The organism is Frankia sp. ACN1ag (assembly GCF_001414035.1).
Lineage (GTDB): Bacteria > Actinomycetota > Actinomycetes > Frankiales > Frankiaceae > Frankia > Frankia torreyi.
This window is the reverse complement of the sequence record NZ_LJPA01000049.1, coordinates 14,272-33,187: the sequence shown is the minus strand read 5'-3', so window position 1 is coordinate 33,187 and position 18,916 is coordinate 14,272. Positions and strand designations below refer to the sequence as shown.

13 protein-coding genes and 2 pseudogenes are annotated in these 18,916 nt (G+C 73.9%); 6 read left to right on the top strand and 9 right to left on the bottom strand.

Annotation, left to right across the window (positions count from 1 at the left end; translation table 11 throughout):
* Nucleotides 1-85: 85 nt before the first annotated feature.
* The 7 genes from UK82_RS28215 to UK82_RS28185 form a co-directional block, all read right to left on the bottom strand.
* Nucleotides 86-2,464 (bottom strand): aKG-HExxH-type peptide beta-hydroxylase, encoded by a 2,379-nt coding sequence (locus UK82_RS28215; protein ID WP_055410336.1) that lies wholly within the window; start codon nucleotides 2,462-2,464, stop codon nucleotides 86-88.
* A 128-nt stretch (nucleotides 2,465-2,592) separates the two neighbouring features.
* Nucleotides 2,593-3,744 (bottom strand): hypothetical protein, encoded by a 1,152-nt coding sequence (locus tag UK82_RS28210; RefSeq protein ID WP_055410349.1) that lies wholly within the window; start codon nucleotides 3,742-3,744, stop codon nucleotides 2,593-2,595.
* Nucleotides 3,745-3,815: 71 nt separating this feature from the next.
* Complete coding sequence (gene fxsT, locus UK82_RS28205; protein ID WP_236706545.1) at nucleotides 3,816-7,850, bottom strand: FxSxx-COOH system tetratricopeptide repeat protein; 4,035 nt, start codon at nucleotides 7,848-7,850, stop codon at nucleotides 3,816-3,818.
* Complete coding sequence (locus UK82_RS28200; RefSeq protein ID WP_044887553.1) at nucleotides 7,843-8,580, bottom strand: hypothetical protein; 738 nt, start codon at nucleotides 8,578-8,580, stop codon at nucleotides 7,843-7,845. The genes fxsT and UK82_RS28200 overlap by 8 nt, the downstream gene beginning before the upstream one ends.
* Nucleotides 8,581-8,886: 306 nt before the next feature.
* On the bottom strand, nucleotides 8,887-9,712 hold an 826-nt coding region (locus UK82_RS40690), incomplete at its 3' end, for a TIR domain-containing protein (protein ID WP_396230663.1).
* 1,061 nt (nucleotides 9,713-10,773) lie between these two features.
* Nucleotides 10,774-12,150 carry a toll/interleukin-1 receptor domain-containing protein gene (locus UK82_RS28190; RefSeq protein WP_055410334.1) on the bottom strand — a complete coding sequence of 459 codons (1,377 nt, stop codon included), beginning with the start codon at nucleotides 12,148-12,150 and terminating at the stop codon, nucleotides 10,774-10,776.
* Between the two features lie 233 nt (nucleotides 12,151-12,383).
* Nucleotides 12,384-12,602 carry a hypothetical protein gene (locus tag UK82_RS28185; RefSeq protein ID WP_011603482.1) on the bottom strand — a complete coding sequence of 73 codons (219 nt, stop codon included), beginning with the start codon at nucleotides 12,600-12,602 and terminating at the stop codon, nucleotides 12,384-12,386.
* A 372-nt stretch (nucleotides 12,603-12,974) separates the two neighbouring features.
* Here UK82_RS28185 and UK82_RS28180 point away from each other — a divergent pair, with 372 nt between their 5' ends.
* Nucleotides 12,975-13,550: a TerD family protein gene (locus tag UK82_RS28180; RefSeq protein ID WP_044887555.1), complete on the top strand. Its 576-nt coding sequence runs from the start codon at nucleotides 12,975-12,977 to the stop codon at nucleotides 13,548-13,550.
* A 141-nt stretch (nucleotides 13,551-13,691) separates the two neighbouring features.
* Here UK82_RS28180 and UK82_RS28175 read toward each other — a convergent pair whose 3' ends face one another.
* Complete coding sequence (locus tag UK82_RS28175) at nucleotides 13,692-14,300, bottom strand: DsbA family protein (RefSeq protein ID WP_044887556.1); 609 nt, start codon at nucleotides 14,298-14,300, stop codon at nucleotides 13,692-13,694.
* Between the two features lie 173 nt (nucleotides 14,301-14,473).
* On the opposite strand from UK82_RS28175, the gene UK82_RS28170 reads away from it, so the two are divergent.
* Both UK82_RS28170 and UK82_RS28165 read left to right on the top strand, forming a co-directional pair.
* Entirely contained in the window at nucleotides 14,474-14,893 is a 420-nt protein-coding gene (locus UK82_RS28170; RefSeq protein ID WP_128423623.1) for a hypothetical protein, read from the top strand.
* 2 nt (nucleotides 14,894-14,895) lie between these two features.
* Nucleotides 14,896-16,248 carry a WD40 repeat domain-containing protein gene (locus tag UK82_RS28165; protein ID WP_055410329.1) on the top strand — a complete coding sequence of 451 codons (1,353 nt, stop codon included), beginning with the start codon at nucleotides 14,896-14,898 and terminating at the stop codon, nucleotides 16,246-16,248.
* 45 nt (nucleotides 16,249-16,293) lie between these two features.
* On the opposite strand, the gene UK82_RS28160 is transcribed toward UK82_RS28165, so the two are convergent.
* Nucleotides 16,294-16,668 (bottom strand): YkvA family protein, encoded by a 375-nt coding sequence (locus tag UK82_RS28160; protein ID WP_055410343.1) that lies wholly within the window; start codon nucleotides 16,666-16,668, stop codon nucleotides 16,294-16,296.
* A gap of 267 nt (nucleotides 16,669-16,935) precedes the next feature.
* On the opposite strand from UK82_RS28160, the pseudogene UK82_RS40685 reads away from it, so the two are divergent.
* From UK82_RS40685 to UK82_RS28150, 3 genes and pseudogenes are all read left to right on the top strand, one after another.
* Nucleotides 16,936-17,380: pseudogene (locus tag UK82_RS40685) on the top strand (metallophosphoesterase family protein); the annotation flags it as partial.
* Between the two features lies 1 nt (nucleotide 17,381).
* A pseudogene (locus UK82_RS40680) lies at nucleotides 17,382-17,916 on the top strand (metallophosphoesterase); the annotation flags it as partial.
* A 5-nt stretch (nucleotides 17,917-17,921) separates the two neighbouring features.
* Complete coding sequence (locus UK82_RS28150) at nucleotides 17,922-18,707, top strand: 4'-phosphopantetheinyl transferase (RefSeq protein ID WP_044887558.1); 786 nt, start codon at nucleotides 17,922-17,924, stop codon at nucleotides 18,705-18,707.
* Nucleotides 18,708-18,916 lie beyond the last annotated feature (209 nt).

Sequence of the window (18,916 nt, the reverse complement as noted above, 5' to 3'; positions counted from 1 at the left end):
CGTAGAAGATATGAACGCGGAACGCCATAGGCCTGACGCTTTCCGTGACACTCCCGCTCTTACGCGGGAGCGGCACAACCACGGGTCAGCAGGTGGACGCGGCGGGGGTTCGCTGCGCGCGGGTGACCATGCGCCGAACCGGCCGGGTGGGGCCCGTGGGGCGGGCGGCGGCGATCCAGGCGGTGAGGTCGGGCAGGTCGGGGGTGCGACCGGTGGCGGCGCGGATCCGCTCACCGAGCGCCAGCAGCGCTTCGGGATGATCGAGGCAGAGCCGTCGTTCCAGCCCACCGCCGACCCGGGCGGCGTGGATCAGCGCCAGCCCGGCGAAGGACTCCACCCGTCCCGGCCGCTCGCGCAGCTCCCGGCGGAACTCGACCGCCGCGCGGGCGGTGTCACCGGCGACGGCCGCCCGATCCCCGGCCGTGGCCGCGCCGGGCAGGTGCAGGCCGCCGCAGCGGGGCGAGGCGAAGGCGAGGGCGGTGAGCCGCTGGCGGGCGTGGCGGTGCACCGGGTGCGGCGTGGTCCAGGGCTCCACCCGGGAGCGCGGCGGCGCCGGGCGTCCGCAGGGCCGGCCAGCCAGCCAGTCCCACGCCCAACCGGCGATGTGCTCGGCGTCGGGGCGGATGTTGCGCAGCCGCCAGACCACGCCCACGTCGCGCAACACGCGCCGGGCGGCCCGGGTCAGCGCGGCCGGCAGCTCGACGCGGTCCCAGCCGTCACAGTCGGCTTCCATCGCCGCGACCACGTGGTCACCGGCCTCGGTGAGGCCGCCGGCGGCCCGCAGCGCCGGCAGCGCCAGGCGCAGGGCCCCGCGGCACCAGGCGAGCTCGTAGGCCGCCTGCAGATCATCGGCGCCCGGCGGACGCGCCCAGCGGGCCGCCCAGAAGGCGGCCATCCGGGAGTAGGCGAAGGCGCCGTGCAGGACGGCGACCAGCGGACGGGGATCGGGGCGCCAGGGGGCGAAGTGCACCCGAGGGCCCTCGACCGCCCGTACCAGCGGCGTGATGTCGCCCAGCATCTCCAGCCGGCTGTGCGCCGCCTCGTGGACGAGCGCGATGGCAAGCCGCATCGCGTCGAGCGGTGGCGTGATCATGATGGTGCCGAGGGCGTCGGTCACCGTGGCGCTGCTGCTGGGCTGATCCGGCGCGTCGCGCAGCGGCACCAGGGCGCGCAGGGTACCGGCGACCTCGGCCGCCTGGCTGGCATCTGTCGAGGCCAGAATGGCTCCGGCCGCGCCGGTCAGCCGCCGCCAGCGCGCCGCCGTGGCCGGGCCGCCGCGCGCCGCGACGGGCAACGGGAGGGCGTCGCTGCCGCGGAACGGGTCGGTGTCCTCCAGCGACAGCTCGAGGCCGCCGGCAGCGGCAGTGGCAGCGGCAGCGGTCCCGGCGGCGGCCGACGCAGACCGCGCCGGGAGCCAGGCGCCCCCGGTCGGCGGGTGCGGATCATCGGGCCGCACCACGATGCACCGGTCGGGAAGCATCACCCGCAGCGCCGACGGCCGGTCGCCCCCGGCGCCGGCCGGCGTGACGACGGCAAGCGCCCAGCCGCCCGCCGCGCCCACGACGGCGCAGCCGACGGTCGGGACGGCGATCAGCCCGTCGACGATCCGGACCGGCACCCGGCACGGCTGCCGGGCGCGCAGGGCCGCGGCGATCGCGATCCCGCCGAGGTAACCCAGACCGTCGACGTCGGCCGCGCCGACACCGTCAACCCGAGCACCGTCAACCCGAGCACCGTCGACCCGAGCGGCCGCCCGCCAGCACCGGCGCAGGCTGTCCACCAGCCAGATCCCGACCGTCGGGTGCAGCAGCAGGGCGTGCACCTCACCGGGCGCCCGCCGCTGGGCCCGGGCGAGCGCCCGCACCGCCGTGGCCAGGCAGGCTTGCGTCTCGGCATCGACATCGGCGGCGCGCACGCTGCGCAGGACGGCCCAGAGCAGCAGCATCCGCCGGCTGATCTGGGCTCGACGCAGCTCGGTGAGCACGGCGGGGCCGGCCCGCCCGCGTGCCACCGCGTCGACGTCACCGTGAGTGACTCGGTGGCGAGCCGAGGGCGCGGGCGGCCCGGCCCGCGAGCCGGCGAACCCCGCCCACGCCCCGGCGGCGGTCAGCGGGGCAGGGTCGTGGGGAAGGCGGGGGCGCGCGGCCGCCGGGGAGGGGTCGGCCGGGAGCGCGGCCGCTTCGCCGGGACGCGCCAGCTCGGCGACCTCGCGGCCACGCCGGACCTCACCGTCCGACACCTCGCCGTACAGGCGGCTGCGGGGCTGGTATCCGGCGGTGGTGAGCGAACCGCTGAACGCGGCGGCGAGGGCGGGCGGCAGCGGCGCGGCCGGATATCCGATCCAGGCCGCGACCTGGCGCAGCCATTCCCCGGACACCGGGCCGGACAATGCGGCGAGCCGGTCGATGTCGAACCCGCAGAGGTCCACCAGACCGCCGGGCAGGGGGGTCGGATCGTGTGCCATCGGTGGAGCCTCCCACCACGCCGGTGCGCGTCCTGCGGCGCAGGAACCTGCACGACGAAGAATAGCGCGGCGGGATCGGCGGCGATCCCGTCCAACGACGGGTTCCCGTCGGCACCGAGGCCCGCCTATCACTCCCCGCGGGCGGCGGTGAATCGGTGCACGAGCAGTTGGAACCGCCGATCCGCGTCGGCCACCCGCCGCTGGTCGACAGTGACGCCGAGCAGAACCTCGTCCCGGCTGATCCGGTGGAAATACAGCGCGCCCTTCTCCACGTCGAGAACGGTGCGGGTCAGGCGACGGTTGAGCACCGAGCGCAGCAGCCCGTCGAGCAGGTCGCTCAGCACCAGGAACTCGGCGCCGACCCGCTCGAAGGCGTCCCGCCGAGCGGTCCGCCCGGGACCGACGAAGAATTCGTTCAGGTCGCTGTGGTCCAGCACGTCCGCGGCGCTCACCCGACCCTCGCGCACCAGCGCGATGTACTGGAGGTCGGCCGGCTGAAGAATGTTCACCGCCTGCGCCTGGAACAGCTCCTCGCGGCCATCGCGCAGCGGCGACCAGCGCCGGTGGATCAGAGTGGCCCAGGGATTGGCGAACACCGGCACCGAGGGCCGTGGCAGCGAGGCGAAGATGTGGGCCGCTCCCCCGGCCTCGACTTCGCCGGCCTCGACTTCGCCGGCATGGTCTCCCCCGGCATGGTCTTCACCGGCGTCCTCCCTCGGCCGGGCGTCGACCGCTCCGGTTGCCGACGGCGCCCCCGGCGGCTGGTAGTAGCCACCCTGGTGGTACCCGCCATAGTTGGGGTCGGCGAGGCCCCGGGCCGTCCGGATCCGCGCCGCCGCCGCCGACAGCGTCAGGTCGGCGGCGTCCAGGGCGTCCGCGGTGAGGCTCACGCCGACGATGTACTGCCCCTCGTCGATGTCGAAGTACAGCACCGCCCGATCGGGCGCCGCGAAGACCGTCCTGATCAGGCGACCGCCGGCCACACCGAACAGTGCGGCATTCAGTTCGGTCATCCGATGGTTGAGCTGGCGGCCGATCGTCTCGTAGTCCCGGCGGGCCCGCTCAACCGTGCGGGCACCACGGAAGTTCTCGGCCAGAACCGGGTGGGCGAGCAGATCCGCCGCCACCGTCGGCAGTCCGCGATCGTAGTATTCGATGTGCTGCGCCCCAGCAATCGCAACCGCCCGGCGAAATTCCCGCATGATGCCGTTGTATTCGTCGCCGATATGCCGGGCGGTGAAGATGTTGGGTTCAAGGGAGTCATCGGGAACAGTCACCATCAGCTCCTCCTTCTGCCGGGTCCCGACGGGTGGTGGCCGGCGCATGCGTCCGATGCGGAGCGGAGATCGGTTCAGACACTGGAGATGTCGATGTCGATGTCCCGGTGACCGTGCCCGCCATCCGCGTTCCCGGCGGCCAGCACCGCCACGTTATGACGCAGTGTCGCCAGATGGGGATGATGCCGATCCAGGGACATCTCGGCCTCCTGCAGCAGTTCCTCCGCCAGCCGGCGGGCCTCGTCGACGTCGTCCAACGCGACCCGCGCGGCACCGAGGTTCACCCCCGCGGCCAAGGCGAACGGATGGTGCAGATAGAGCTCGTCGGCGAGCGTGAGATATGCCTGCTCGGCGAGTGCGAGCGCCTCGGCCGGCCGCCCGTCGGCGCGCAGATAGATCGACAGATCGGACCGGCAGATGTTCGTGAACGGATGTTCGGGGCCATGCAGCCGCAGGTATTCCCGCAGGCACGACTCGGCCTCGACCGCGGCCCGGTGATGCTCCCCAAGGGCGTGCAGGTGACCCGCGCGGCTGAGTCGGCAGGCGATCGTGCCCAGGTCCGCCTCGCCGTAGATCTCGACGTAGCGTCGCAGCGTCTCCGCCGCCAGGTGATCGGCGGCATCCGCGCTGCCCCGCAGGCGCAGGACGACCGCGAGGTGCTTGTTGCAGCGCAGCGTCAGGTGGGTGGTGCTCCCCTCGATGTCGGCGAGGCTCGTCGCGGCCTGCCGCAGCAGCCCCTCGGCCTGCTCCAGTTCACCGAGCTCGCGATGGCAGATTCCCGCCCGCGCCTGCAACCACCAGAACTGCGAGGTGTTCTCGCCGCCGACCAGCCGCAGCCGCTGCATCGTGTCCAGGCTGAGGTTCAGCGCCTCTCGGGCGCGGCCCGCCAGGAAGGTCGACAACGCAAGGTTGCTCGCGGCCATGAGGGTGTCGAGGTGGTTGTCGCCGAGGGTCTCCCGGAACCCCAGCAGGGTGCTGCTGTCCTCGGCCGCCGCCATCGCGTACCGCCCGAGCTCGCGGCTGTCGATGCCGTAACTCATCGCGGTGATCAGCGTGTGCCGGTGATAGATGCCCAGGTGGTGGCGCTGGCGGGCGAGGGTGTCGGTGTTGAGGTCGTAGGCGGCCTGGAACCGGCCGAGGTCCCGCAGCAGCATCGCCAGGTGGGTGGCCATCCGCAGGGTCAGCGGGTCGTCCGGCCCGAACAGCTCCCGCCAGCGGTCCAGCGTGCGCTCGGCCATGTCCCGGCCGAGTTCCAGCCGGCCCGACCGCCACATCGCGTACACCTGGGACACCAGCCACTGGCGCACGGCGGGCGACGGGCTGTCGATCGCGCCGGAGGGCACGACCTGTTCCTCCAGCATCCGGTAGATCGGCCAGCTTCCCGGGTCGGCGGCCCGTGGGGCGGCCAGCGCGATCTCGGCGAAGACCCCGAGCACCGCCTGGCGCGCCGCCGTCCGCGCGGCCGGGGCCATCCGCTCGACGAGCAGCAGTTGCCAGCGCGCCGCCAGCCGCAACTGCCCCTCCGGCACGGCGTCGACCTCGGCCAGCCGAGGCTTGCGGATCTCCCCCCACAACTCGGGCAGCACGGTCGGGTCGGCGATCGTGTCGTCGCCGACCTCTCCGGCCAGGTAGCGCAGCATCACCGGTGACTCCAGCAGGCCGCGCGGGACGCCCTGCGGGGACAGGAAGGCGCACAGCTCCAACAGGCGGGCCGCCGCCCGTCGGACCGGACTCGCCGCGGACCGCAGCGTCTCGAAGGACACCGTCCAGGTCGTCGTCTCGGCCGTGGCACCGACGGCCTGGGCCAGGTAGGCGTCGACCGCCTGGTCGTCGATCTCCGCGCCGCGCCAGTCCTGGCGCAGCCGACCCACGGCCGTGCGAAGACCGGACGGGCGGTGATCGAGGCGTTTGGCGACCAGTTCCAGCCTCTCCCGGTCGACCGCGGGCAGCCACTGGCGCAGGAACGCCAGGCTCTCCTCGGGCGCGAACGGCTCCACCCACAGGGCGCCGGGCTGGTCCCGCCACCCCGGCTCGGCCGAGGTGATCAGCACGTGCCCGTTGGACGTGGCCGTCGGCACCAGCCCGGCCAGCGACGCCGGGTCCCCCGCGCCGTCGTAGATCAGCAACCAGCGCGACGACGGGTCGCCGCGGCGCAGCGCGTCCAGTGCCACCCGTTCGAGCTGCTCCGACGGGGAACGCTGGGCCTGCGGCACGTCGCTGTCCGGGCGCAGCAGGACGGCGAGGTCGGCCAGGGAGCGCCGCACGGACGTCTCGTCACCGGCCGGGATCCAGTGGACGACGTCGTAGTCCGCCCCGAACCGGAGGGCGAACTGGGCCGCGACCGCGCTCTTGCCGATCCCGTCGCCGCCGACCAGCAGGGCCGGGCCGGTGGCCCGACCGCCGGGCAGCAACCGATCGCGCAGGGTGTCGAGCAGGACGTGACGGCCGATGAACGGCTGGCTGAACATCGTCGGCATCGTCCAGACCCGCGGGCGGCGCGTCGGATAGCGGGCAGTGACCGCGGTGAGGTCGCCGAGACCGATCCCGGGGACGGGCAGGGCCAGGCGTTCGAGGACCTCGACCGCCGCCTCCCGCTCCGCGAGCGTCGTCAGCCCGATCAGCTCGGCGCTGGTGTAGTCGTCGTCCAGCCGCGTCACGCCGACCTGGATGATGCTCGCCGCGGCTCGCGCGACCCCGTCGCGCCCGCGGGCGCGCACCACCGCACGCAGTGCCGCTTCGCCCGGAGTGTCCGGCCCGAGGTTCGGCGAGCCGACGACGATCAGCGCGTCGGCCGCGGGGAAGTCCTCCTGGGTGACGGAGGTCGGGGACACCGGTCGAACCCGCACGCCGGTCGGGGTGAGCACGGAGACCAGCCAGTCGACCCACGGCCGGTCCTCCGGCGCGCCGAAGACCGCCACGGAGCGCGGGGCGGGCGGCCCGTAGTGCTCGAAGGCGCGCAGCACCCGCTCCCGCTCCTCGGCGGGCACCGGCCGGGTGGAAAGCGACTCATCCCCGGTGATCACGCTGGCCAGCACCCGGTAGGCGGCCTGCAGGCCCGACCGGCTCGCGGGGTCCTCGAGGAAGGTCGCGAGCACCTCCTCGTAGGCGTAGGCAGCCTTGTAGGGGACCTCCAGCTCGATCAGGCGCGCCCGCTGCGCCTGGAGATCCGGTCCGCACAGGTCGCTCAGCGCCGGGCGGAACGCGTGGAAGGCCGCACGGCGGCGTAGTTCCTGCTTGCGCTGTTCGGTGTCCTCCACCCGCATCGGGACCGGCAGGATACGGATGGCCCGCTCGCCGCCGCGGATCTGGCGCACCACCGCGGCGCCGCCGTCGATCGACTGGTTGTTCAGCGCGAAGCCGACCACGACGGTGTCCGGTAGCAACTGGGTGCAGATGCCCGCGGCGTCCGAGGTTCCGGTCCGACTGTCGATCAGGACATAGTCGTAGCCGGCGAAGCGCATGCGGTCACGCAGCGCGGCGAAGTAGGCCCGCCCGTCGGTGTCCTCGAAGAACGCCGGCCACGGCAGCGCCACCGCGACGACGGCGTTCTTGGCGGTCTGCCGGCCCGGGCCGAGGAAGTCGATGCGCCCGGCGGCGGGGAAACCCGGCCACTCGATCGTCTCGACGTTGTGCCGGAAGTCGCTGTAATGAGCAGTGATCTCCCGGATGGCGGCCGCGTCCGGCGGGCTCACAACCTGCTCCAGCCCCGGGTGCCCGGCGTTCTGCAGGCGGTCGATCTCCCGGATGAAACCCTCCAGCATCTCCGTGACGCCGTCGCTGCTGTCGAGCTCCTTGTTCTGCAGGAAGGGCCGGAAGTAGCGGTGCAGGCCGGGGGATTCCAGGTCCCAGTCGACGGTGAGCACCCGCTTGCCGGACGCGGCGAGCAGCCAGGCGACGTTCGCCACCGCCATCGTGCGACCGGCGCCGCCCTTGTACGAGTAGAAGGTGACGATGTGCGCCGGGCTCTCGGCGGGGTCCGATCTCCCGTTGGCCTCAGTTCCCCCGGCGGCCTCGATTCTCCCGGCGGCCTCGATTCTCCCGGCGGCCTCGATTCTCCCGGCGGCCTCGGTTCTCCCGGCGGCCTCGGTTCTCCCGGTGACCTCAGTCATCGTCTTCGCCCCTTTCCGCGACGCCGGCTCGACGCAGGATGGGCCGGCGGGTGTGCTCGGGATCGGCCATCCGCCACCGGCGCTCCCCGCCGAGGCGCAACGCCGCGCGTGGTGCGGGCCGCCGCGGATCCTGGGCGGCGGCCCCGCCCGCCCAGGCGGTCCGGCCGGAGAGCCGCACGAGCTCGGCGTCGCGTTCGGACAGCGACGGCGGCCCGTCCACCCGAGCCCGCGCGATCAGCTCGACGACGGCCCCGACCAGGTGCCGGTAGCCGGGCGAGGCGGGGGCGGCACGGATCAGCCGCAGCGCTCCACCCGCGGCGAACTCGGCGCCGAAGTCGTCGTCGATCATGTCCGTCTGCCGGATCGGCACCGGGGGCGCTACCGCCCGGATGGACCAGGGGACGCCGATCAGCGCCGGCGAGCGGCGCCCGGTGAAGTGCTGGTGCCAGCGCAGCCGCTCCCGGAACAGCGACCACTCGACCCGGCACTGCGGGTCGGAGAAGTACGCGTCGGAGTACAGCGCCACCAGCACCGGCGACAACAGCACCTGCGCGTTCGACTGTCCCGGCGAGCCCGGCGCGGACGCCTCCGCCCCGGCAACCCCGCCCGTGAACGCCTCGCGGCGACCGAACCGCTCGTAGACGCCGTCCTGCACGTCGCCGGCGAAGCGTTGCACATAGCTGCCGTCGCCCCCGGCAAGGGCATGATGCACGAGGAAGAAAGGGGTCATCGGCGCCCCTCGGGTCGCATTCCACGACAGCGCGCCCGCCCCACCATCACACCCGTGCCTCTCACGTCCACGGCGACCGGCTCCGGCCAGACCGCATTCTTTCCTCGACGGTCCCCGGATTCCGTTCCCGACCCGCGACGCGCCGACGGTCGGGCAACCGATCCTGTGCGGTACATCACGACTCGGGGTGGAACGGGGAACGCACGAGCTCGGTCGCGTCGGCCGCCAGCGGCGGTAGTTCGTCGCGAGCGACGTCCATGACCCGGTAGGCCAACAGGCTCACATACTCCGCGAACGCTGCGGGGNGTCGCATCAGGTCCAGGACAGGCAGGTTGTCGTATTTCCGACCAAGATCGATCCGCGCGATGTGCAGCTCCCGCGCGGCCTCGGGCACGTCCGCCTCCCGTACCAGCCAGGGCACCGGAATGATGCCCGCCGGAGGTTTCCCCCCCGGCCTGGTCGCCCGGCGAATCCGTTCCTGAAAGACCCCGAACTCCCGGCCGCACCAGTCACTCTCGAAGTAGTCGTCGCACCACAGGGCGACCAGCACCGGCGCGGTCCGCGCGGCGTCGCGCAGCGCGGTGGGCCAGTGTTCCCCGCCGCCCATCCGTTCGGCGTCGAGGAAGCCCGCCGGCTCGACCCGCCGGCGGACCTTGCGCCGCAGTTCCGCCTCGAGTTCCCGGTGGAAGGCGACGACGCGGTCCCGGTCATGACGATGGGCATGGCTGGTGAAGAAGTAGTAGGCGGCCGCGCCGGCCGGCCCGCGGGGCGGCGGCGGCGCGGACGGCGCGACACCGTCGCCCAGCGGCCAGGAGACGAACTGAGGGCCGGCTGCCCGCGCCCCCGGATCGGCGGACGGCTCGGGCCCACCGGCACGCCGAGCGGCCAGCTCGGCGACGAGCCGGCGGACGACGGAGACCGCCCGATCGTCCCGGGGAGCGACCAGTTCCAGCGACTGGACCAGCGCGTCGAGCATCCTGCGACCTGGCTCGCGGACTGCCTCGGTGACCAGGGTGGTCAGCCGGACGGCGAGCCACGGCGAGGTCAGTGCGACGGTGCGACCAAGCAGGCGGGTCAGCTCGTCCAGCCAGTGCTCGAACCCGGCGGGCTCGGCGATGTACTCCACCTCCATCAGCGCCGCCACCAGCGCGTCGACCTCCCGGGCGGCCGCCGCCTGCGCGTGGGCAGCGTCGCCGCCGTGACCAGGACCGCCGCCGTGGGCAGCGTCGCCGCCGTGACCAGGACCGCCGCCGTGGGCTGCCCGGATGCTGCCCGCGGCACCGGAGCCGTGAGCAGCACCGGGGCCGCCCGCGGCACGGCGGCTGTCGGGGGCCCCGCGGGAGCCCGAGACGTCGGGGCCGTCCGGCACGCCGCGACCGCGGCGGGGTTCCGCGGAACCGTTGCCCTCGGAGAGGCGGACAGCGCCGTCAGGGTCCGCCGGCTCTCCCGCGACGGCCGGCTCGGCGCCGCTGGATGTGGGCGACGGCTCGGCGGCGGGCGGGGTCGGCCGGGGCACCGCCATCTCGAGCAGACGCTGGCAGAGCTCCGGGGTCACCGCCGTCTCCCGGATCAGGTAGCCGGCGAGTTCGGCCAGCAGCCCGGGCCGGTGGCCGAGCAGCTCGCCGAGCCGGGCGGCGGTGGCCGGATCGACCATGGGCGCGGCGCTGGTGAGCAGCATGACCGACTCGCGCCGACGCAGCGGCCCGATGGCCACCGTCCGATCCCGCCAGGAGTCCACCGTCCGGTCGGCGACGATGAGGCAGTGCGCGCCGCGGCCGGGCAGGTACGGCTCGGCCTCCTCGGGACTGCCCACCCCCGCGAAGACCAGCAGCCACCCCTCGCCAGGCACCGGCGCGGCATCCGCGGCGCAGTCGGCCAGCCGCGCGCGGGCCTGGTCGGCGAGCTCGTCGAGCTGGGCGGCGATGTCGGCGCCCCGGGTGCAGTCCACCCACCAGGCGACGTCGTAGCGCAGCTTGTAACGGTGCTGGTACTCCCCGGCGAGCTCCGCCCTCCCGATGTCGGACAGGTCCTCCTCGGGGACGAGGACGAGATGGCCGTGCCGNCACAGGCCGTCCCAGACGCGCTCCAGCTCGTCGTCCCGGCCGGCGAACAGCTCGTTCTCCCGGCGGCTGCGCCACACGGGCGGGGACTGCCCGGGCAGGCGGCCCGGGCGGCCGAAGGCGGGCACGGGGCTCACCAGTCGCCCCCGGCCCGCACCTCCATCAGGAGTTCGTTGACCACCGCCGGTTCCAGACCGCTGAGGTCCAGCGTCCGGAGGGTGCGCAGCGGCTCGGGCAACGGCTGGGGGTCGATCGTGACGCGCACGACGCGGCAGGCCAGCGGACCCTCCAGGCCGAGGCGCTCCCAGGCCTCGGTCTCGGTGGTGCCGGGATGCTCGGGCCGAGGCGCACGGTAGTGCCGCGACAACAGCACGACCGTGATCTCCGGATCCCACGAGGCGATGCGGTCCACGGTCTCGGCGAGCCGCTCGCCGCGGTTCTGCGCCCACCGCACCTGCCGGACCTCGTGGCAGCCGCGGCGCAGGAGCTGTTCGAGCCAGTCGGCCCACTGCTGGTCGGCCCCGACATAACTGACGGCGACCCGCCGCGGGGCCGCCGGAGAATCCACCGGCGCCGTCGCGAACGCCCCGGCCCCGCGGCCCCCACGGTCGCCCGCCGGGACCGACCCGGCCCGCGGCCGGACGGCCCCCCCGCCATCGTCCCCACCGCCCCGGCCCCCACCGCGCCGAGCGCCGGCGCCCCGATCCCCGCCACCACGCTCGGCGCCCTCTCCCGCGGCGCCGCCTCGAGCGCCACGGCTGCGATCCGAAGCGAGCGGATCCGAAGCGAGCGGCCCCGAAGCGAGCGGATCCGAAGCGAGCGGATCCGAAGCGGGTGACCCCAGCCCCTGCCGCCGGACCACCCCGCTGGTTGGCGGCCGGCCGTCGAGTTCCGCGGAAGCGCCGATCGGTGCCTGCCCGGTGCCGTCGATGCCGTGGGAGCCGAAGGCGGGGCCGGCGGCGCGGATCGCGAGCTCGGGCAGAGGGTCGAGATCGATCTGCTGGGCGGCGATGACCCGGGCCGCGAACAGCCGGACGAAGGCGTAGTAGCCGCTGGGCCCGCGCCGCATGTTGCGCATGAGCCACAGCAATCCGTGCTGGCCGTAGACCTCGGGCAGCCCGACCCGCGCGTCGGCGAGGGCGGGGCGCGCCGCCGGCGGCACCGGGTCGTGGGTCGGCCGCCACAACACCCGCAGGAAACCATCCTCCAGCCTGGTCGCGCCGGCCTTGCTGAAGTTCTCGACGCGGGCGCCGAAGACCTCCCATTCGCGCCCGCACCAACCGTCCTTGAAAAACGGGTCGGAGCAGAGCGCGACCATCGAGCGGATACGGCCGGCCCCCGCCGCGAGGGCGAGGTCCGCGTCCATGCCGGGCCGCGGCCTGGTATCGAGGATTCCGCCGACCGCGGTCCCGACGAGCAGGCCCAGCTCATACTCCAGATCGGCGTGAAAGCGCTGGACCCAGCGACGGTCCTCTTTGGCGGCATAGGAGACGAAGAAGTAGCTCTTCATCGCGCACACTCGATTACCATCACCGCGCCCCCGGGCTCACCGCCATCCGACGGACGGTGTCGCCAAACGCTATCAGCCGACCGCCCGGATGGCGATGCCCGCGACACGGAAGTATCAATGAAGTCTCAACACGTCATCACCCGGGTGGCGCCACTCCGCGTACCCTCCACCGCCCGAGGGCCGCCATCACGCCTTCTCTGCTCCCCGTCAACCGGCGACGAGGGTTCTTTCCCTCAGTGCACTTCCCAGTGTTCGGGTTCGAGGCGCAGCCATCGGTCGATCTCCTCCCGCCACCAGATCCGAGTACCACCCCAGGTCGCGGTGCGGTTGACGACCGCGGCGGGACTCGGTGCGGCCGGATCGACCCGCAGTCGGTGATCGATGGCCTGACGGGTGAGGCCCAGGGCGCGGGCGATGTCGCCGGAGCCGACGAGCAGTGGTAGGTGATCCACGCCTGCCGACGTTAGCCAATCCGGGCCTCGCCGCGCCCGCGACGCCGGGCCCGCGGGCGCCGGACGGCAGCCGTCCGACGCACAGTGAAACCGGCAGTCGCCGGAGGGTGAGCAACGACGTCCGGAGCGCCGCGCGAGGGTGCCGCCGTCCACCATGCGGTGACCGACCGTCCACGCTGTCGTCGCCCCACCGGCCCGGTCGACCGTGGTCGGCGCGCGGGCACGGGCGGCCGTCCCCCCCGACGACGGCGAAGTCTCGCCGGATGCGCTCCCCGGCGGCGTCCGTCTGTGCTTGGCTGATCACGTGAATCGGGCCGGCCGGCCGGCCGGTCCGGCCGGATCGATCGGCGAAAGCCGCGGAAACGGAGAACAGTGGGCATTGATCTCGCCAAGGGCGGCAGCGTCGCTCTTACCGAAGCCACCGAAACCCTCACGCACATCACCGTCGGCCTCGGCTGGGATCCCAACCGTCCAGGAGCGGAGGAGTTCGACCTCGACGCGAGTGCGATCGCCCTGCAGGAGAACGACCGGGCGCCCAGCCTGAGCTATTTCGTCTACTACAACAATCTGAGCAGCCCGCGCGGGGAGATCGTGCACCGCGGGGACAACCTCACCGGCGAGGGTGCGGGCGACGACGAGCAGATCGACGTGCGCCTCGACCTGTTGTCCAGCGCGATCACCCGCATCGTGTTCCCGGTGAGCATCCACAACGCCGACTACCGGCATCAGAGTTTCGGTGACGTGCACGGCGCGTACATCCGGGTCGTCAGCACCGACACCGGCGACGAGCTGGTGCGCTACGACCTGTCGAGCACCGCCGCGCGGGACACCTCGATGCTGTTCGGTGAACTGCACCGCGACGGCGGCGGCTGGCATTTTCGCGCGCTCGGTGAGGGTGGCGTCGCCGGCCTGGCGGAGATCGCCCGCGGGTACGGTCTCGACGTCTGAACCCGTGGCCGGCCGGCCGAGACGCCCCGTGGGCGACCCGACCGTCCCGGCCGGCACCGGCTCGGAGATGGGCTCAACCCGGGGATGCGCTCAGCCCGGGGATGCGCTCAACTCGGGGATGCGCTCAACTCGGGGATGCGCTCAACGGGGGATGGAGGTGTGCTTGAACTCGTTGAGCTCCGGCCAGCCGGTGAGCTGGTCGACGACGCGCTCCACCGCCCGGATGGACGGCGCCGCCTCGGCACCGAGCGGAGCCCGGTTCATCAACCGCACGAAGACCGCCTGGTCGTCGGCGATGAAGGTGGGCACGCCCCAGACGGAGTGGGAGGCGACGTAGCGCTCGTGCTCGGTCTGGACCCGAGCCAGCCCGCCGTCGTCGACCCGGGCGAGCACCTCGTCCGCGGGCAGCCCGACCGCGGTGAGCGTCTCCCGGATGACCACGCGGTCCTCGAGATGACGACCCTCGTCGTGGCGCGCCGCGAACAACGCGCGATGAGCCGCCGGGAACAGGTCGGGGTATTCATCCCGGATCACGACACCGGCCTGCAGGGCGAGAATGCCGGAATCCTGCTCGGGCTTCTCCCAGACGCTGGGCTGGCCCTCCTCGACATGCGCCTGCCCCAGCGAGAAGGGGATGAAGCTGACATTCCAGTCGGCACCGGCCGCAAGACCGGTGAGCACGTGTTCGTGCGCGTTGCGCGCGAACGGGCAGCGGTAATCCCAGGTGATCGCGAACGTGGCGGAGGTCATAACCCGGGGAACAGCGACGCGCCCCACGATGTTCCGCGCCGACCCGGCCGGCCGACGGCAAGTGCCACAACGCCGGTGCGCTCTCCGGGGGGGGCGACCGGCCGGCGAGCACACATCCAGGTCTCATCATCGATCTCCGGCGCCGTACGGGACGAATCAGTTACGTTTCGCTCATGCCAGGGGTCGAAGTGGCACTGTGGGGGCTGTTCGGCGGCTTCGCGGTCGAGGGTCTCGATCTTTACACCGCGGTCCGCCGATCGGGCCGCTGGCCGTGGCGGACGGGCCGGCCCCGGGAGGTCGGGGCCTGGGCCTACCTGGTGGCCGAGGTCGTCCGGCTCGCGATCGGCGCGGGGCTCGCCGCTGCGGCGGCCGCATCGGGACAGGTGACGACGGCGTTCGCCGCGGTGTCGGTGGGAATCGCCGCACCGCTGGTCGTCGAACGCCTCGCCCGGGCGATCCCGCTCGACCCTCCGCCCGCCGCTGCGCCGGCGGATCCATCCACCCCCGGACCCAGGGGCGCGGGGGTGCGTACACCGGCCGGGCCGGTGGCGCCGGCCGGGGCGGCCCCGTCGGATGCCCCGGCCGGGGAGTGACCATGCGAGCGGACTCCTTCGCCGGCCAGGTCATCGCCGTCCTGTCGCGGCGGACGCCGCAGTTCTCGGCGCCGCCCGGCGAGCCGCAGACCTTCCCGGGGCGCGTCCACGCCCTGCTCATCCAGGCAAGGGCCGGCACGGGAGCCGAGCCCGACCGGACGGCGACGCCCCCACCTGCCGACCGCGGCGCCCGGCCGGAGCCGGCAGCGCCGACCCCGCCCACGCGCCCGGCGACCCTCGTGCTCGGCGGTGAACGGCGGCGGCCGGGACGACCCGCAGGTCCCGCCGCAAGGGGGCGCGGGCGCGTGATCGTCACCGTCGCGGCTGTGCTCGCAGTCTGCGCCGCCATCGTGCTGTCCTCCGTGCAGTGGCGTCACGGCAGCGATGGCGGGGGCGGGGGCGGAGCGGCCGCCACGCCCCCCCACGAGATCGGCCTGGAACTGACGGCCGCCGGATCGGTGACCTCGGTCGACTTCAGCCCGGACGGGCGCACCCTCGCCACCGCCGCCGTCGACGGCACCGTCCGCCTGTGGAACGTCACCAAGCCGACCGACCCCCGCCCGCTCGGCCAGCCTCTGGCTGGGGGTGTCCAGCCCGTGACGTCCGTGGCGTTCAGTGCGAACGGACACATCCTGGCGTCGGCCGCTACCGACGGCACCGTCCGCCTGTGGAACGTCACCAAGCCGACCGACCCCCGCCCATTCGCCACGATCACCCCGCACGCCGGCGCAGTGAGTTCGGTGGCGTTCAGCCCGGACGGCCGCACCCTCGCCACCACCGGCGCCGACCACGCCACCCGCCTGTGGAATGTCACCGACCCACGGGCTCCCAGGGCGATCGGGGTGCCCCTCACCGAGGTGGCCCCCGTATCGGCGGCGGTCTTCAGCCCGGACGGGCGCGCCCTCGCCACCACCGCCACCGACGGCACGGTGCGGCTGTGGGACGTCACCCACCCGGCCGCTGCGACCCGGCTCGGTCTCCTACCCCCCGCGACCGATCAACCCGGCACCGCCCGCCCGGTGGCGTTCGCTCCTGGCAGCCGGCTCCTCGCCGCCGGGGACGGCCGCAGCGTGCGGCTGTGGGACATCACCGAGCCGGCGCGTCCGCGCCCGCTCGGCCAGCCCCTGACCGAGCACACCGGCGCCGTCACCGCGGTGGCCCTCGCCGGGGACATTCTCGCCGTCGGCGGCGACGACACCATCGCCCTGTGGAAGATCGCCGACCCGGCGGCACCGAGCGAGCTCGGTCGGCCTCTGACGGGCCACACCGGTACCGTCACCACGCTGGCCCTCACCGCAACCATCCTCGCCACCGGCAGCGAGGACCGCACCGTACGGCTGTGGAACGTCGGTTAGCGGCGGTTCGGCCCGGGCGGGCTCGGCGAGACGGGCGCGGGGGCGTCAGCGGCGGTTGCCCTGGCGTCCGCGGGGCAGTCTCGGCGGCGGCTGGCGGGGCAGGTCGCGGGGCGCCCGGCCGGGATGGTCGAGCCCGGCGGGGTCGAGGCCGCGGCGGGCGGCGATCAGGCCGCGGACGTACACGACCGCAGCGATGATCACCATGAGGTCGTCGACCAGCCCGATCGGCCCGAGCGGGATCTCGGGGACGGCATCGACCGGCGAGACGACGTAGGCGAGGCTGGCCAGCGTCGCCACAGTGCCGCGCAGCGGCAGGTCGTATCGGCGGATGACGACGAGGGCGGCCACCGCCAGCGCGAGGCCGAGGGCCACGAGCGCGCCGAGGACGACGAGCAGCGCCGTGCCGAAGCTGTCACCCATCATCCACTCCACTCCAGGTCGGTCCCCGCGGCGACCGGTCGGCGGCCCGGGGGCGATGATCCCTGACGGCATGCCCGATGTCCCGCCGTTACGAACATCCACGCCGCCCGCCGGTGCCGGTCCGGCCCGCCGCACGCCACCGCGGCCGCGACGCCGCCGACACCCCGTCGTCGCGCTGTTGTCCGGTGCGGGCGGCGGGGGAGCCGTGGAATCGACGCCGCGTTGTCGGACGGGTGACGACCCGAGGTTCGACCGTCGGCCGGACACATGCCGGCCTGCGCCGGTAGGCTTTTCGACGTGTCCCCCGTGGATTCACCTGCGCCGCCCGGTCGGCTGATGGCCGTCAGTGATATTCATGTCGGTTATTCGGAGAATCGGCTGATTGTCGAGGGTATCGAGCCCGGTTCGCCGGAGGATTGGCTGATTCTGGCCGGTGACGTGGCCGAGGTCGCCGGCGAGATCGAGGCGGTCTGGCAACTGTTCACCCAGCGTTTCGCCAAAGTGATCTGGGTGCCCGGCAACCATGAGCTGTGGACGCCGAAGCACGATCCGCTCCGGCTGCGCGGCGAGGAGCGGTACCGCCACCTGGTCGAGATCGCCCGCGGCCTCGGCGTGGTCACCCCGGAGGATCCGTTCCCGGTGTGGACGGGCGAGGGTGGCCCGGTGGTCGTCGCGCCCCTGTTCGCCCTGTACGACTACAGCTTCCGCCCGGNGGGCACGGCGACGAAGGAGCAGGCCCTCGCCCTGGCCCGGGAGACCGGGGTGGTGTGCACCGACGAGTGGCTGCTGCACCCCGATCCGCATCCCACCATCGACGCCTGGTCCCGGGCCCGGGTCGCCTACACCACCGAGCGGCTGGCCGCCCTCGATCCGGCCGTGCCGACGGTGCTCGTCAACCACTGGCCGCTCGTCCGGGAACCCACCGACATCCTGCGCTACCCGACGTTCGTGCTGTGGTGCGGGACGACCGCCACCGCCGACTGGCACCGGCGTCACCGCACGGCCGCGGTCGTCTACGGCCACCTGCACATCCCCCGCACGACCTGGTACGACGGCGTCCGCTTCGAGGAGGTCTCGATGGGGTACCCCCGGGAACGCGTCGCATGGGAGGCCTACGGCCGGCCCTTCGCCGGCCCCCGCCAGATCCTGCCCTACCCGTCGGAGCCCGGCGGGGCCCCGGCCGCTGGAGCGCAGGGGCGAGCGGCGTCGCCGAGTCCCACCCGGTCCCCGTCGACGGCGCGGAGCTGACCGCGATGCTGTCCAGCCTGCTGCCGGACGCGGCCGTCGCCGTCGAGGCGTTCGAGGACAACCCGAACGCCGTGCTGTTCCCCGAGGAGGCCGCGCTGCTCGCCCGCGCCGTCGACAAGCGCCGCCGGGAGTTCACCACCGCCCGCATCTGCGCGCACCAGGCGCTGACCGGCCTCGGCCTGCCGCCGGCGCCGATCCTGCCGGGCGATCGTGGCGCCCCCCGCTGGCCGGACGGGGTGGTCGGTAGCATCACCCACTGCGCCGGCTACCGGGCGGCGGCGGTGGCGTTCGCCGGGCGGCTGCGCACGATCGGCATTGACGCCGAACCGAACGAACCCAACCCTCAGGGCGTCACGGCGCAGATCACCGTCCCGGCCGAGGAGGGCTGGCTCGCCACTCTCACCCGGACCCGGCCGACCGTGCACTGGGACCGGCTGCTGTTCAGCGCCAAGGAGTCGGTGTACAAGGCGTGGTTCCCACTGGCCCAGCGCTGGCTCGGCTTCGAGGACGCCGCCCTCACCATCGACCCGGGCACAGCCGTCCCGACAGGCACAGCCGTCCCGACGGGCTCGGCAGCCGACAGCGGCACGGCGCTGTCCAGGCCGGTGACCGTCGCCCCGGCCCGCGGCACGTTCACCGCGAAGCTGCTGGTGACCGGGCCGACGCTCGACGGCGGCGAACTCACCGGCTTCGACGGCCACTGGCTCGTCGACCGCGGCCTGCTGCTCACCGCCATCACCGTCCCACACCTCGACGGCGAACCGGTGCCGCCCGTGCCGGACGCGCGGTGAGGCACCATCGCGGGCGCCGCCCGCTCTCGGCCGGCCGACGACGCCCCGCGGTACGAACCGGCCCCGGCGCCTTCCCCGCCGGCCGGCGGCCGCGCACGAGGGGCGTGCAGGGTCGCAAGCCGCGGTAGGGCGCCCGGCCCCCGTGCCGCCGCCCCGGCTCCGGCCAGGTACGCAAGGGCAGGACCGGTGCGCCGCGCCGGGTGTGGCCG

Coding starts and splice junctions, on each gene's coding strand:
- UK82_RS28190 (WP_055410334.1), bottom strand. CDS start 12,150: ATGAAGAGCTACTTCTTCGTCTCCTATGCCGCCAAAGAGGACCGTCGC.
- UK82_RS28170 (WP_128423623.1), top strand. CDS start 14,474: ATGCCAGGGGTCGAAGTGGCACTGTGGGGGCTGTTCGGCGGCTTCGCG.
- UK82_RS28210 (WP_055410349.1), bottom strand. CDS start 3,744: ATGGTGACTGTTCCCGATGACTCCCTTGAACCCAACATCTTCACCGCC.
- UK82_RS28175 (WP_044887556.1), bottom strand. CDS start 14,300: ATGACCTCCGCCACGTTCGCGATCACCTGGGATTACCGCTGCCCGTTC.
- UK82_RS28165 (WP_055410329.1), top strand. CDS start 14,896: ATGCGAGCGGACTCCTTCGCCGGCCAGGTCATCGCCGTCCTGTCGCGG.
- UK82_RS28215 (WP_055410336.1), bottom strand. CDS start 2,464: ATGGCACACGATCCGACCCCCCTGCCCGGCGGTCTGGTGGACCTCTGC.
- fxsT (WP_236706545.1), bottom strand. CDS start 7,850: ATGACTGAGGTCACCGGGAGAACCGAGGCCGCCGGGAGAACCGAGGCC.
- UK82_RS28200 (WP_044887553.1), bottom strand. CDS start 8,580: ATGACCCCTTTCTTCCTCGTGCATCATGCCCTTGCCGGGGGCGACGGC.
- UK82_RS28150 (WP_044887558.1), top strand. CDS start 17,922: ATGCTGTCCAGCCTGCTGCCGGACGCGGCCGTCGCCGTCGAGGCGTTC.
- UK82_RS28160 (WP_055410343.1), bottom strand. CDS start 16,668: ATGGGTGACAGCTTCGGCACGGCGCTGCTCGTCGTCCTCGGCGCGCTC.